Raw genomic sequence first — 15,185 nt, 5'->3', positions numbered from 1 at the left:
CGCGCCGTCGAGGAGTGCTGCCATGCATTTCGGACTGATGTTCTTCGCCAGCGACGAGACGGCGCTGAGCGGCAACGACAAGTATCGTCTGGTCATCGAGAGCGCCCGCTTCGGCGATCAGCACGGCTTCTCCAGCGTGTGGGTGCCGGAGCGGCACTTCACTCCGCTGGGGTGCCTCTACCCGAACCCGGCCGTGCTCCACGCGGCGCTGGCTCGGGAGACGCGCCGCATCCGCCTGAACGCGGGCAGCGTGGTGCTCCCGCTGCACAACCCCCTGCGCGTGGCCGAGGAGTGGGCCGTCGTGGACAACCTCTCCGGAGGCCGCGTCGGAATCTCCTTCGCGTCCGGGTGGAATCCCGATGACTTCGCCTTCTTCCCCGAGCGCTACAAGGACCGCTCGGCGCAGATGTACGCGAGCCTGGAGACGGTGCGGCGTCTGTGGCGCGGTGGCACCGTCGAGGTGACGAGCGGCAACGGCAAGCAGGTCTCGCTGCGGACGTACCCGGCGCCCGTCCAGCGGGAGCTGCCGGTGTGGCTCACCGCCGCGAGCAACCCGGAGACCTTCATCCAGGCGGGCGAGCGCGGCACCCACCTGCTCACCCACCTGTTGGATCAGGGCGTGGAGCAGCTCGCGGAGAAGATCGCCCTCTACCGGCAGGCGCGGGCCCGGCGCGGTTTCGATCCGGAGGCGGGCACTGTCACCCTCATGCTGCACACCTACGTCGGAGAGGACTTCGACACGGTGTGCCAGCAGGCGCGCGGACCCTACTGCGAATACCTCAAGGCCAACATCGGGCTGCTGAAGGGGCTGGCGCAGAGCCGCGTCCGGGAGGTCGACGTCACCCGGCTCTCGCCCGCGGAGCTCGACGAGTTCGTCGGCTTCCTCTTCGAGCGCTTCGTCTCCACCCGGGCGCTGATCGGCACGCCCTCGTCCTGCATGGAGCTGGTGCGTCAGCTCCAGGGAAGCGGAGTGGATGAGATCGCCTGTCTGCTCGACTTCGGCCCGCCGCAGGAGCGGGTGCTGGAGAACCTGGTCCACCTCGAGCGGCTGAAGGAGCGCAGCCAGGCCGAGCTCCCCGCGACGAGGCCCTCCGCGCTGGCACGTCCGGCCGCTCCCGAGGTGGCGCCGGTGTCCGAGACTCCGGTGTCCGGGGCGCCGGAGCAGGTCCAGGCCCGCTGCCCGGTGAGCGTGGAGGGGTCGGACTTCTACCTCCAGGTGGCCGCCTCCGGGGCGGAGTACGGGCCCCACATGCGGGCCATCGAGCGGCTCTGGTTGGGGGAGGGCGAGGTGCTGGGACGGCTGAGCCTGGCCGAGGCGCTCGCGCCCGAGTCGAAGGCCTACGGCTTCCACCCCGCGCTGCTGGACAACTGCTTCCTGCTGCTCGGGGCGCTGGCGCCGGACAGTCTGGATGGGGCGGGCCGGCTGCTCGCCCTGCCCACTGGGATGCGGCGCTTCCGGATCCACCGGCAGCCCGAGGGACAGGTGTGGAGCCATGTCATCCGATCGAGCAAGGCCGGCAATCGGGAGCTGCTCGAGGGAGACGTGCGAATCCTCGACGCGTCCGGGGCATTGATCGCCGAGGCCAGCGGCCTGCGCATCCAGCTCGTGGATCGCGCGGGTCCGGCGCCGGCCGACAGGGGCGTGGGCCAGCTGCTCTATCAGGTACGGTGGCAGCTCCAGGCGCGGCAGGAGGCACCGGCTCCGGCGGCCCCTTCGGGGGGGTGGGTGCTCTTCTCCGATGGGAAGGGCATCGGGCAGCGGTTGGCCGCGCTGCTGGCCGACCGGGGCGAGCACGTCACGCAGGTGTTCGCGGGTGAGTCCTTCGTGGAACTGGGGCAGGACCGGTACCAGCTTCGTCCGGACGATCCCGAGCAACTGCGGCGGTTGATGGGCCGGCTGTTGGAGGCGGAGGTTCCTCCGCGCGCGGTGGTGCACCTCTGGAGCCTGGATACCCGGAGCTGGGAGGAGACGACCGCGGCGACGCTGGAGCGGGACGAGGCGCTGGGGCTCGGCAGTGCCTTGCGCCTGGTACAGGCCCTGGTGGGCGGCGCGAGGGCCGAGTCGTCCCGGTTGTGGCTCGTCACCCGGGGCGCTCAGCCCGCGGGCGAGGAGTCCGCGCCACTCGCGCCGGTGCAGGCTCCGGTGTGGGGTCTGGGCCGGGTCATCGGAGCCGAGCACCCGGGGTTGTGGGGGGGACTGGTCGATCTGGATCCCCGGGACTCCGTCGAGCTGTCCGCCCGGCAACTGCTGGAGGTGCTCTCCTCGCCCGGTGGGGAAGATCAGCTCGCCCTGCGCGGAGGAGAGCGGCGCGTGCCCCGTCTGGTGCGCGCCAGCGAGGAGGCCCGGCCCGGCGCCAGGGTCCAGCTCCGCCCGGACGCCAGCTACCTCATCACGGGCGGGCTCGGTGACCTGGCCCTGTGCGTGGCCCGCTGGATGGTGGAGCGGGGGGCCCGTCATCTGGTGTTGCTGGGACGGACGCCCCTGCCACCGCGCTCGTCATGGGAGCGCCTCGAGCCGGGGAGCCGGCTGGCGCACCAGGTCTCCAGTATCCAGGCGATGGAGGCGCTGGGGGCCCGCGTCCACGTGGCCTCGGTGGACATCGCGGACGAGGCGAAGCTGTCCGCCTTCTTGAAGGTGTTCCACGACGAGGGCTGGCCCGCCCTGCGTGGCGTGATGCACACCGCGGGCGTCATCCACGGCGGAACGCTGGTCAACCTCGATGCGCGCTCGCTCGCCGAGGTGCTGCGTCCGAAGGTGACGGGGACGTGGCTGCTCCACCGGTTGCTCGAGGGCACCCCGCTGGACTTCTTCGCGCTCTTCTCGGCCATCCCGGCATTGGTGGGGTGGATTGGCTCGGGCGCGGCGAACTACTCGGCGGCCAATGCCTTCCTGGACACGCTGGCCCACTCCCTGCGGCGGCAGGGGCGGCCGGTGGTCAGCATCAACTATGGACCCTGGAACCAGATCGGCCTCGCCGTCCGCGAGGGAGGCCTGGAGCAGCTCGGCCGGCAGGGCATCGGCAGCATGACGCCGGAGCAGGGCGTGGAGGCGCTGGAGGCCATCCTCTCCGGCGGCCTGTCCCAGCTCGCGGTGGCCTCGCTCGACTGGCGGCGCTTCTTCCTGGCCTTCCCCCAGGCGGTGTCCTCTCCGATGCTCTCGGAGCTCGCCCGCGAGCAGGCCTCGGCGGCGTCCGGTGGGCAGGGCGCGGAGGCGGGCCGGGTGCGTGCCACCCTCCTGGAGGCGGAACCCTCGGCGCGCCCCCGGTTGCTGGAGGACTACCTGCGCCAGCAGGTGGGCCGGGTGCTCGCGCTGCCCGAGGCCTCGATGGACGTCCACCAGTCCCTGCTGAACCTGGGCCTGGACTCGCTGATGTCCATTGATTTGAGGAACCGGCTCGAGGCCGATCTCGGCGTGGTCATTCCCATGGTGACCCTGCTGCAGGGTCCCAGCATCTCCCGGTTGGTCATCGACGTGCTCCCGGAGCTGAGCCCGGCCGTCGATGCGAACGGGTCTCCTGAAGAGATGGAAGAGGTTGTCCTGTGAGCCCAGAGCAATTCCTGGCGGAGCTGTCCGCCCGAGGCATCAAGCTGCGCGCGGAGGGAGCGCAGCTCCGTATCTCCGCACCCAAGGGCGCGTTGACGCCCGAGCTGCGTGACGAGCTGGCCCGCCGCAAGGCGGAGATGCTGGCGCTGCTCGGCCGTGGCGGAGACGCCGGTGCCCAGGGGCTGTCCCCGGTCCCCCGGGAGGGGAACCTGCCGCTCTCCTTCTCGCAGCAGGGGCTGTGGCTCATCGACCGCCTCGAGGGCGGCAATGCCACCTACAACCTCCCGAGCGCGGTGCGGCTGCGGGGTCCGCTCCAGGTGGACGTGCTGGAGCGCTGCCTGACGGAGATCGTCCGGCGCCACGAGTCCCTGCGCACCGTCTTCCCGATGGTGGAGGGAGCGGCCCGGCAGGTGATTGCTCCGCCCACGCCCGTGCACCTCCCGGTGGTGGAGCTGCGGGCCTTGCCGGAGTCGGAACGTGAGGCGGAGGCGGAGCGGTTGGCGGCGGCCGAGGCCCAGCGTCCGTTCGATCTGGCCCGGGGCCCGCTGCTGCGGCTCACCCTGCTGCGCCTGGAGGAGCGCTCGCACCTGTTGCTGGTGACCATGCACCACATCATCTCGGATGCGTGGTCGTTGGGGCTCTTCCTGCGGGAGCTGATCTCGCTCTATGAGGCCTTCTCCGCGGGCAAGCCCTCACCGCTCCCGGAGCAGGGGCTGCACTACGCCGACTTCGCCGCGTGGCAGCGCCAGCACCTGGAGGGGCCGGTGCTCGAGTCGCAGCTCGGCTATTGGAAGCAGCAGCTCGCCGGGGTGCCGCCGCAGCTCTCCCTGATGACGGATCGGCCGAGGCCTCCGGTCCAGAGCTTCCGGGGCGCGACCCATCGCTTCCAGTTCGATGCCGGGCTCGCCCGTGGCTTGAAGGCGGTGGGCCAGCAGGCGGGGGCCACCCTGTACATGGTGCTGCTGGGGGCCTTCTCCACCCTGCTGTACCGCCTGAGCGGGCAGGAGGACATCCCCATCGGCTCGCCGTTCGCCAGCCGCAAGCGCCGGGAGACCGAGTCCATCATCGGCTTCTTCGTCAACACGCTGGTGATGCGTGCGCGGATGGAGGGGGACCCCACCTTCACCGAGCTGCTCGGCCGGGTGCGGCAGGTGTGCCTGGACGCGTTCGCGCACCAGGACGTGCCTTTCGAGAAGGTGGTGGAGGCCCTGCAGCCGGCGCGCGGCCTGAGCCACAGCCCGCTCTTCCAAGCGATGTTCGTCATGCACAACGCGCCGGGCGGGCCTCTGCCGATGGCCGACCTGACGGCGACGCCGCTGGAGCAGGAGAGCGGCACGTCGAAGTTCGATCTGACGCTGACCCTGGAGGACAAGGAGCAGGGGCTCAAGGGCAGCATCGAGTACAGCACCGACCTGTTCGACGCGGCCACCATCTCCCGGATGGAGGGACAGCTCCGGCTCCTGCTGGAGGGCATCGTCGCCAATCCCCAGGAGCGCCTCTCCCGCTTCCCGCTGCTCACCCCGGCCGAGCGGCACGTGCTCGTGGCGGAGTGGAACCAGACGCGCGCGGAGTACTCGCGTGAGGTGCGGATGCACCACCTGCTGGAGGCCCAGGCCGAGCGCACTCCGGATGCGGTGGCATTGGTGATGGACGCGCGCCAGCTCACCTACCGGGAGCTGAACACCCGGGCCAACCAGCTCGCGCGCTACCTGCGTGGCAGGGGCGTGGGGCCCGAGGTGCGGGTGGGCATCTGCCTGGAGCGCTCGCCGGAGATGATGGTGGGCCTGCTGGGCATCCTCAAGGCGGGCGGCGCCTACGTGGCGTTGGATCCCGCCACGCCCCGCGAGCGCCTGTCCTTCATGATGGAGGACGCCGACATCCAGCTCCTCCTCACCACGGAGCCGTTGCTGGCGCTGTTCCCCGACAGCCACGTGCGAGCCGTCCGCGTGGACACGGACCGGGAGGAGATCGCCCGGGAGAGTGGCTCCAACCTCCACGTTCCGGTGTCCGAGGACAACCTCGCCTACGTCATCTACACCTCCGGCTCGACGGGGCGGCCCAAGGGCATCGCCATGCGGCACCAGCCCATGTCGAACATGATCGCTTGGACGCTGCGGACCTCCCCGTTCCAACCCGGGGACAGGACGCTGCAGTTCGCTCCGCTGAGCTTCGACATCTCCGTACAGGAGAGCTTCTGCACCTGGGCCACGGGCGGCACGCTGGTGCTGCTCTCGGAGGAGGTGCGCCGGGACGCGGTGTCCCTGCTGCGCCTGCTGGTGGACCAGTCCATCCACCGGCTGTTCCTGCCCTTCGTGGTGTTCCAGCAGCTCACCGAGGTGTCCAGGGCCTTCGGGCTGCTGCCCACGGAGATGAAGGAGGTCTACACGGCGGGCGAGCAGTTGGTGATCTCCCCCGCGGTGGCGGAGTTCTTCCAGAAGCTGCCGGGGTGCCTGTTGCACAACCACTATGGGCCCTCGGAGGCGCATGTCATCAGCGCGTACACGCTGCGGGGTCCCGTGAGCGGATGGCCCACCCGGCCGCCCGTGGGCAAGCCGCTGTCGAATACGGAAATCTACCTGCTGGACCGGCACATGCGGCCGGTGCCCGTGGGAGTACCCGGAGAGGTGTACGTGGGCGGTGACGGCCTGGCGCGGGGCTACCTGAAGCGGCCGGAGCTGACGGCGGAGCGCTTCATCCCGGATCCGTTCAGTGGCCGGCCGGGTGCGCGTCTGTACCGGACCGGAGACCTGGCTCGCCATCTGCCAGGGGGGAACCTCGAGTTCCTCGGCCGGATCGACAACCAGGTGAAGGTGCGCGGCTTCCGCATCGAGCTGGAAGAGGTGGAGGCGGTGCTGGGCCAGCACTCCGATGTACGCGAGGTGGTGGCCATGGTCCGCGAGGACAAGCCCGGCGACAAGCGGCTGGTGGCGTACGTGGCGCCGAAGCCGGAACGGGAGCTGACGGTGTCTGGCCTGCGCCATTTCCTCCGGGAGAAGCTGCCGGAGTACATGGTGCCGTCCATCTTCGTCATCCTGGAGGCGCTGCCCCTGACGCTGGCCGGGAAGGTGGAGCGCCGGGCGCTGCCGGTGCCGGAGGCGACGCGGAGCGCGCAGCAGGCGGACTTCGTTCCACCCTCCACGCCCACGGAGAAGACGCTGGCGGCCATCTGGGCCGAGGTGCTGGGCGTCAAGCAGGTGGGGCTGCACGACAACTTCTTCGAGCTGGGTGGACACTCGCTGCTCGCCACCCGCGTCAGCTTCCGGGTGAACGAGGCCTTCCAGGTGGAGCTGCCGCTGCGCGGTCTCTTCGAGGAGCCCACCGTCGCCGGATTGAGCCGCCGCATCGAGACGATCCGCTGGGCCGCGCAGGGGATGCGGACACCCGCCTCCGGGACACCGGATGCGGAGCGGGACATGGGGGCGCTGTGAGGACGATCGACGCACTGTTGTCCGAGCTCCGGAGCCTGGATGTGCGGCTCTGGGTGGAGGGGGAGCTGCTGCGCTACAGCGCTCCCAAGGGCGCGCTGTCGCCAGCGCTGCTCTCCGAGGTGCGGGCGCGCAAGGAGGAGATCCTCGCGTTCCTGCGGCAGGCCGCCATGGCGACGCGCTCGGGGCCGCCTCCGATCCAGCCCGCCCCGAGGACGGGCGAGTCGCTGCCGCTGTCCTTCGCGCAGCAGCGGCTGTGGTTCCTCACCCAGCTCCAGTCCGACGCGAGCGCCAATGCCAGCTACAACATGCCGGGGGCGTTGCGCCTGGAGGGGCCGCTCGACGTGGCCGCGCTGGAGCGGAGCCTGTCGGAGATCCTCCGGCGCCACGAGACGTTGCGGACCACCTTCCCGGTGGTGAGTGGGACGGCGGTCCAGGCGATCGCACCCGCCCAGCCGATCCGCGTCCCCCTGGTGGACCTGACGGCGCATCCCGAGGCGGAGCGGGAGACGGAAGTGCGCCGGCTCGCGGCCGAGGAGGCGCTGCGTCCCTTCGAGCTGACGGTGGACGCCCTGCTGCGCTGCACCCTGCTGCGGCTGGCGCCCCAGTCCCACGTCCTGTTGATCACCCTGCACCACATCACGGCGGATGCGTGGTCCATCGCCATCCTGTTCAAGGAGCTGGTGACGCTCTACGAGGCCTTCTCGGCGGGGCGGCCCTCGCCGCTGCCGGAGCTGCCCATCCAGTACGCCGACTTCGCCTGGTGGCAGCGCCGGCACCTGGAGGGAGAGGCGCTGGCACGGCACGTGGAGTACTGGAAGCAGCAGCTCGCCGGGGCGCCGCCCCTGTTGGAGCTGCCGTCGGATCATCCGCGGCCGCCCGCCCAGACCTTCCGGGGCGGCTCGGTGCCCTTCCAGCTCGACGCGGGGCTGAGCCGCAAGCTGAAGCAACTGGGTGAGCAGGCGGGGGCGACGCCCTTCATGACCCTGCTGGCGGCCTGGAGCGTCCTGCTCTCCCGCTACAGCGGACAGGAGGACATCGTCGTCGGCTCGCCCATCGCCAACCGGACGCGCAAGGAGCTCGAGCCGCTCATCGGCTTCTTCGTCAACACGCTGGTGCTGCGCACCCGGTTGGACGGAGCGCCGTCCTTCCTGGAGCTGCTGGGCCGGGTGAAGCAGGTGGCCCTGGATGCCTACGCCCACCAGGACGCGCCCTTCGAGCACCTGGTGGAGGCCCTCCAGCCCGAGCGCAACCTGAGCCATCCGCCGCTGTTCCAGGTGATGTTCATGCTCCAGAACGCGCCCGTGGAGCGGCTGGAGCTGGCGGGGCTGCGCGTCTCGCTGGCGGAGACGGAGAGCGCCACGGCGAAGTTCGACCTCACCCTCTCCCTGGAGGAGACCGCCGCCGGATTCAAGGGCGGCCTCGAGTACAGCGCCGATCTGTTCGAGCGGCCGACCATCGTCCGGATGGTGGAGCACCTCCGGGTGCTGCTGGAGGGAATCGTGGCGGCGCCCCACCAGCCGGTCTCCGCGCTGCCCCTGCTGGGGCCCGCCGAGACCTCGCGGCTGCTGCGCGAGTGGAACGACACCGGGAAGGACTTCCTGCGGGAGCGCTGCATCCACGAGCTGTTCGAGGCCCAGGCCGCCCGGACTCCCGAGGCCGTGGCGGTGGTGTTCGAGGACGAGCAGCTCACCTACCGGGAGCTGAATGCCCGGGCCAACCAGCTCGCGCGCCACCTGCGTGCTCAGGGGGTGGGGCCGGAGACGCTGGTGGGCATCTGCGTGGAGCGCTCGCTGGAGATGGTGGTGGGCCTGCTGGGCATCCTCAAGGCGGGCGGCGCCTATCTGCCCCTGGACCCGGCCACGCCGAGGGAGCGCCTGGCCTTCATGCTCGAGGATGCTCGTGCCCCGGTGCTGCTGCTCCAGCGGCGGCTGGCGGGAGAGCTGCCCGCGCACGAGGCCCGCGCGGTGTATGTGGATGACGACTGGGGGACGATCTCCACCCACGCGCGGGAGGACCTGGGGCCGACGGCCTCGCCGAACAACCGGGCCTACGTCATCTACACCTCCGGCTCCACGGGCCGGCCCAAGGGGGTGATGATCGAGCACCGCCAGGTGATGAACTTCTTCACCGCGATGGACGAGCGCATCGGCGGCGGGGAGCCCGGGACCTGGCTGGCCGTCACCACCATCTCCTTCGACATTTCCGTGCTGGAGCTGCTGTGGACGCTGGCCCGGGGCTTCCGGGTGGTGGTCCAGGGGGAGCAGGGCGGCTTCATCTCCTCCAAGAGCGCGACCACGCGGGTGGCGGACAAGGAGCTGGACTTCAGCCTCTTCTACTTCGCGAGCGCCACGGGGGGAGCTCCCGCCGCGGACAAGTACCGGCTGCTGCTGGAGGGCGCGCGATTCGCGGACGAGCACGGCTTCAGCGCCGTCTGGACGCCCGAGCGCCACTTCCACGTCTTCGGTGGCCTGTACCCCAACCCCTCGGTGACGAGCGCGGCGCTGGCGACGATGACGCGCCGGGTGCAGCTCCGGGCGGGCAGCGTGGTGTTGCCCTTGCACCATCCGCTGCGGGTGGCCGAGGAGTGGTCCGTCGTGGACAACCTGTCCAACGGCCGGGTGGGCCTGTCCTTCGCCTCCGGCTGGCAGGCCAACGACTTCGTGCTCGCTCCCGGGAACTACGCCTCCCGCAAGGAACTGCTGCGCCAGGGCATCGAGACGGTGCGCCGGCTGTGGCGGGGCGAGTCCCTCCGCTTGCCGGACGGAGCCGGGAAGGAGATCGACGTCCAGGTACTTCCCCGGCCCATCCAGCGGGAGCTGCCCGTCTGGGTCACCGCGGCCGGGACTCCGGAGACGTTCCGGCAGGCCGGCGAGCTGGGCGCCCGGGTGCTCACGCACCTGCTGGGGCAGAGCGTGGAGCAACTGGCGGAGAAGATCGCCCTCTACCGGGAGGCCTGGCGGCAGCACGGGCACGGCCCCGGGCCGGGTCACGTGACATTGATGCTCCACACCTTCGTGGGCACCGACGAGGCCGCCGTCCGCGAGACGGTGCGCGGACCCTTCACCGAGTACCTGCGCAGCTCGTTCGATCTATTGAAGAACCTGGCGCAGAGCCTGGGCCAGGACATCCGGGACCTGAGCGAGGCGGACATGGAGGCGCTGCTGGCCCATGCCTTCGAGCGCTTCTATGACACCGCGGGCCTGTTCGGCACGCCCGAGAGCTGCCAGCGGATGATCGAGCGGCTGAAGGCGATCGGTGTCGACGAGGTCGCGTGTCTGATCGACTTCGGGGTGGACACGGACGCGGTGCTGGCCAGCCTGCACCACCTGAACACGTTGAAGGAGCGTTGCCGGCCGGAGCGGCGCGAGTCCCGTCCGGACTACTCGCTCCCCGCCCAGGTGATGCGCCACCGGGCCACCCACCTGCAATGCACTCCGTCATTGGCCCGGATGCTGCTCGGCACCACCGAGGGGAGAGAGGCGCTCGGCGTGCTGCGCAAGCTGATGGTGGGCGGGGAGGAGCTGCCCGTGCCACTGGCCCGGCAACTCGTGGAGGTGATGTCCGGCGAGCTCCACAACATGTACGGGCCCACCGAGACCACCGTCTGGTCGCTGACGCACCGGGTGGAGGCGTCCTGCCAGTCCATGCCCATTGGGCGGCCGATCGCGAACACCCGCCTCTACATCCTGGATGGCCACCGCCAGCTGGTGCCGGTGGGCGTGCCCGGCGAGCTGTACATCGGCGGCGAGGGCGTGGTGCGTGGTTACCTGAACCGTCCCGAGCTGACGGCGGAGCGGTTCATCCAGAGCCCGTTCGGGGAAGGGGAGCGGCTCTACCGGACGGGCGATCTGGCCCGGTACCGGCGGGATGGGAACGTCGAGTTCCTCGGGCGCGCGGACAACCAGGTGAAGATCCGCGGTTTCCGCATCGAGCTGGGGGAGATCGACGCGGTGCTGGGACGGCACGCGAAGGTGCGCCAGGCGGTGGTGGCGGCCCGCGAGGACACCCCGGGCGACAAGCGGCTGGTGGCCTATGTGGTGGCGGCCCCGGGCGAGTCCCCCTCCGTGGCCGAGCTGCGCCACTTCCTGGGTGAGAAGCTGCCCGAGTACATGCTCCCGGCGGCCTTCGTGATGCTGGAGAAGCTGCCGCAGACACCGAACGGCAAGGTGGACAGGAAGGCGCTGCCCGCGCCGGACCTGTCCGGCCAGCACAAGGGGGCGGGCTTCGTCGCGCCTCGCGACAGCATGGAGCTGCAACTGGCGGCCATCTGGGAGTCGGTGCTGAAGGTGCAACCGGTGGGCGTGCGGGACAGCTTCTTCCAACTGGGGGGCCACTCCCTGCTGGCCGTCCAGCTGATGGCCCGCATCGAGCGGCAGTTCGGCAAGCGGTTGCCGCTGGCCACGCTCTTCCGGGCACCGACGATCGAGCAGCTCGCGATCCTGCTCACCCGCTCCTCGTCAGATCCGCTCCAGAGGTCCTCGCTGGTGGAAATCCAGCAGGGGGACGCCTCCTCACCCCCACTCTTCTGTGTGCCGGGCGCGGGCGGCAACCTCATCTACTTCTACGACCTGGTCCGGCACATGGGGGGCAACCGCACGGTGTACGGGTTGCAGCCCGTGTACTCGGAGGACTCGCGGGGTGAGGGAACGCTGGTGGAGGAGATGGCGGCGCACTACCTGGAGGCGCTGCGCTCCGTCCAGCCGCACGGCCCGTACCTGCTCGTGGGCCACTCCTTTGGTGGCCACGTGGCGCTGGAGATGTCCCGGCGGCTGCGCCAACAGGGCGAGGAGGTGGCGCTGTTGGCGGTGCTGGACAGCCTCGCGCCGCTGCCGAGGAGCAGGCCGCTGGGTGCGGACTGGGATGACGCCGAGTGGGTGCGCGTCCTGGCCAGCACGTTGGATCGCCTGTACCAGAAGAACCTGGCTGTCACTCGGGAGGAGCTCGTGAATCTCCCGGCGGAGCAGCAGGTGGAGTTGCTGATGGAGCGGATGAAGGCACGCAACCTGCTGCCGCCCGAGGCGGACGCGACGCAGTTCCGCGGCTTCGTGCGGACGTACAAGGCGGACCAGCAGAGCGCGTACACCCCGGCCTCTCCCTATCCGGGGCGGATCACCTTCCTGCGGGCCAGCGTGCTTCACCCGGACAACGTGCCCATCGAGGAACTGCGGTGGACGGTGGAGGATCCGGCCATGGGCTGGGGCCGCTTCTCCACGCAGGCGGTGGAGGTGCACCAGGTCCCGGGAGATCACCTGTCGATGATGACCGAGCCCCATGTCCGGAGCGTGGCCGGGTGCTTGAAGGAGTGCATCGACAAGGCCCTGGCGGGGCTGGAGCGGACGGAAACTCTCGCCTCTGGAATGGGGCGGAGATAGGACAGCACTCCCATGAGACCACTCTTCTATGCCCACTCCGGGCTGCGTTACCTCGTCCTCCTGATGGGGCTGATCGCCGTCGCGTACTTCGCCTTCGGACTCGCCACGAAGCGGCCCGTGGACAAGTCGGTCCGCATCATCGGCTCCAGCTTCGCGGGCCTGCTCGACACGCAGGTCCTCCTGGGGGTCATCCTGCTGGGGGCGGGTTGGCCCTTCTACCCGGCGCTTTGGGGCCACATCGTCATGATGGTGGCCGCGGCGGTGCTGGCGCACGTGATGCTGGTGATGAACCGCAAGCGCCCGAACCCCGGCTACCTGCTGCCGCTCATCGGGGTGGGCGGGGCGTTGCTGCTCATCCTCGGTGGCATCATGGCCATCGGCCGGAGCCCGTTCGCCACCACCTCCCTCGGCGGGTGAGGACGTACCCTTCCGGTTGTGAAATGACGGAGGCGTGCTTCTCCGCTTCTTGAATCGAGAAGCCGCCCTCCGTTCCCTTCCTCCAGGTCAGGCCCCTTTCCCGAGCGCGCGGAAAATGCTGCGCGTCGGGAATGCGCGAGGCGCAAATGCTGCGCACCTGACACTTCGTGTGGAGCGGGCTTCCCCTCGGAGCAGAACCCGATCGGCTGGCTGGCCCCCTGGTTGCACTGCGGCGCGCTGAACCGAGCGAGGGGCTCGGGGTCTCCGAGAGGAGGGGCACGCCGCGATGCGTACACACGTCCCTGGCCGACGCCAGCTGCGAGCACTGGCCATTGCCGCCTTGCCGATGCTGGTGTTGCTCGTTTCTCCGCTCGCTGCGGCGCAGGGGGTTCCCGAGGGCTCTCAGCTCTTCTCCCAGCGCTGTGCGAGCTGCCACACCGTGGGCCAGGGGGACAGGGTTGGTCCGGATCTGATGGGCGTGCTGACGCGCCGCGAGGAGTCCTGGGTCACCACGTTCCTCGAGAGCCCGGGAGCGATGATCGACGGCGGCGATCCGGTCGCCAACGAGCTCCTGACGAAGTTCAACGGCATCCGGATGCCGGACCAGCAGCTCTCCGACGATGAGCGCAAGGGGCTGTTCGCGTTCCTCCGGGACTGTGCCGACAAGGGCAGCTGCCAGCCGGGAGCCTCCGGGCCGAAGCTGGCCTCGGATGCCTCGCCCGAGGAGATCGAACACGGGCGGCAGCTCTTCGAGGGGCGGGTGGCGTTGGCCAATGGGGGCCCGCCCTGCATCGGCTGCCACAACGTGCGTGACATCGGCGTGGTGGGCGGAGGGACGCTGGCGCGAGACCTGACCTTCTCCTTCGCCCGGCTGGGCGAGCGGAAGATGACGCCCGCTCTGAAGGAGATGGATTTCCCTCTGATGAAGGAACTCTACGGGAAGGCGCCGCTGACGGACGCGGAGCAGTACGAGCTCAAGGCCTATCTGGCGCAGGTCTCGCGGGACGGCACGCCGCCGCGCAAGGACCGGGACTTCTTCTACCTGGGCTTCGTGGGGTTGGGCGTCGCCCTGGGTTTCATTGGCATCGTCCTGGGCGGCCATGGCCGCGCGAAGGACTGAGAGAGCGAGGCGACACGTGAGCGACACGTTCCTCTACGATTCCCTTCCCTACGTGGTGCTGGCGCTCGCCGTGGGCGTGCCGGCCTGGCTGCGCAACCGAGAGCGACTCTCCGTCTGGATGAGGCGGTGGGTGGAGCGAGAGGGGACCGGCTCGGCCGCGGTGTCCCTGCTGGTGGGCGCCCTGATCATGCTGCTGTGGCACGCGGCCTGTTTCCTCCTGCCGCACCCGGTGCAGCTCTTCATCCGCTCGCCCATGCGCCTCTTCCTCCTGGAGGTGGTGGGGCTCATCGGCGGGATGATGCTGGCCTGGGGCCTGGTGGCGAGCATCACCCATCGGCTCTCCAGCCGCGAGCCCGGCTCCCGCGCCTGGTTGCCCTTCCAGGTGCTGCTGCTGGCCGAGGTGATCAACGGCCTCTACATCGCCGTGGCGTACCGTTGGGCCTCGGCCTGGTACGTGAGCGTGGTGGTGCCGTACCTGCGCTCGCTGGTGACGCTGCAGCCGGACGCGACGCTCGTGGCCCAGCTGCCGCTGACCGTGCGGATGCACCTCTTCGGTGTGTTGGCGCTGCTGCTCGCCTGGCCCATCACCCGCTGGCTGGCTTCGACGCCCGCGCACCCCCTCGTGTCCAACCGGCGGGAGACCGCCGCCCAGGGCGGGATTGTCACCCCATGATCGACTCGACTCGAGCCTCGCTGCTTTCCGGTGTGCTGGCCGCGCTCGCGATGGGCGGTTGTGACACCACGCCGGTGAACAACAACCAGAACTACATGCCCGCGCAGCCCATCGCGTTCTCGCACGCGGTGCACGCCGGCCACTATGAGATCGACTGTCAGTACTGCCACGTGGGCGCGGAGAAGAGCCGGCATGCCGGCATTCCCCACGCGGGCGTGTGCATGAACTGCCACACCCAGGTGAAGACGGACTCGCCGGAGATCCAGAAGCTCACCCGGGCGGTGAAGGAGAACAAGCCCATCGAGTGGGTGCGGGTGCACCGGCTGCCGGACCACGCGTATTTCAACCACGCGAACCACGTGACGGCCGGGCTGGAGTGCCAGAAGTGCCACGGCCCGGTGCAGGAGATGGTGCGGCTGGAGCAGGTGGAGCCCATGACGATGGGCTGGTGCCTGGACTGCCACCGCCAGACACAGGAGTCGCAGGCCCAGGCGCCGGTGCCGCCGTTGGCATCCGGTGTGCTGATGGCCTCCGCGTCGGGAGTGGCCAGGGCGACCGCGCCCGTCACTCCGGCGCCTCGCTCCCTGAATCCTCCCACCGATTGCTCCGCCTGCCACCGCTGAGGAACGCG

7 protein-coding genes are annotated in these 15,185 nt (G+C 70.1%); all 7 read left to right on the top strand.

Translation table 11 applies throughout. The features are described 5' to 3' along the window. The first annotated feature begins 22 nt into the window (after window positions 1–22). The 7 genes from JQX13_RS51780 (at window position 23) to JQX13_RS51750 (ending at window position 15,177) form a co-directional block, all read left to right on the top strand. Window positions 23–3,544, top strand: coding sequence for a type I polyketide synthase (locus tag JQX13_RS51780; protein WP_203406732.1), 3,522 nt, complete (start codon window positions 23–25; stop codon window positions 3,542–3,544). Then, window positions 3,541–6,972: a non-ribosomal peptide synthetase gene (locus JQX13_RS51775; RefSeq protein WP_203406731.1), complete on the top strand. Its 3,432-nt coding sequence runs from the start codon at window positions 3,541–3,543 to the stop codon at window positions 6,970–6,972. The genes JQX13_RS51780 and JQX13_RS51775 overlap by 4 nt, the downstream gene beginning before the upstream one ends. Continuing rightward, the gene (locus tag JQX13_RS51770; RefSeq protein ID WP_239014393.1) at window positions 6,969–12,344 is read left to right on the top strand and encodes a MupA/Atu3671 family FMN-dependent luciferase-like monooxygenase; all 5,376 of its coding nucleotides are present in this window, start codon (window positions 6,969–6,971) and stop codon (window positions 12,342–12,344) included. Before JQX13_RS51775 ends, JQX13_RS51770 begins: the two co-directional genes overlap by 4 nt. 12 nt (window positions 12,345–12,356) lie before the next feature. Continuing rightward, window positions 12,357–12,761 (top strand): hypothetical protein, encoded by a 405-nt coding sequence (locus JQX13_RS51765; RefSeq protein ID WP_203406730.1) that lies wholly within the window; start codon window positions 12,357–12,359, stop codon window positions 12,759–12,761. A 286-nt stretch (window positions 12,762–13,047) separates the two neighbouring features. Then, on the top strand, window positions 13,048–13,881 hold the full coding sequence (locus tag JQX13_RS51760; RefSeq protein WP_203406729.1) for a c-type cytochrome: 834 nt from the start codon (window positions 13,048–13,050) through the stop codon (window positions 13,879–13,881). 16 nt (window positions 13,882–13,897) lie between these two features. Continuing rightward, window positions 13,898–14,554 (top strand): respiratory nitrate reductase subunit gamma, encoded by a 657-nt coding sequence (locus tag JQX13_RS51755; RefSeq protein ID WP_203406728.1) that lies wholly within the window; start codon window positions 13,898–13,900, stop codon window positions 14,552–14,554. Next, complete coding sequence (locus JQX13_RS51750) at window positions 14,551–15,177, top strand: cytochrome c3 family protein (protein ID WP_203406727.1); 627 nt, start codon at window positions 14,551–14,553, stop codon at window positions 15,175–15,177. Before JQX13_RS51755 ends, JQX13_RS51750 begins: the two co-directional genes overlap by 4 nt. The last annotated feature ends 8 nt before the right edge of the window (window positions 15,178–15,185 follow it).

The sequence above is a fragment of the Archangium violaceum genome, from assembly GCF_016859125.1.
GTDB lineage: Bacteria > Myxococcota > Myxococcia > Myxococcales > Myxococcaceae > Archangium > Archangium violaceum_A.
This window is presented reverse-complemented; position numbering and strand designations above follow the sequence as displayed.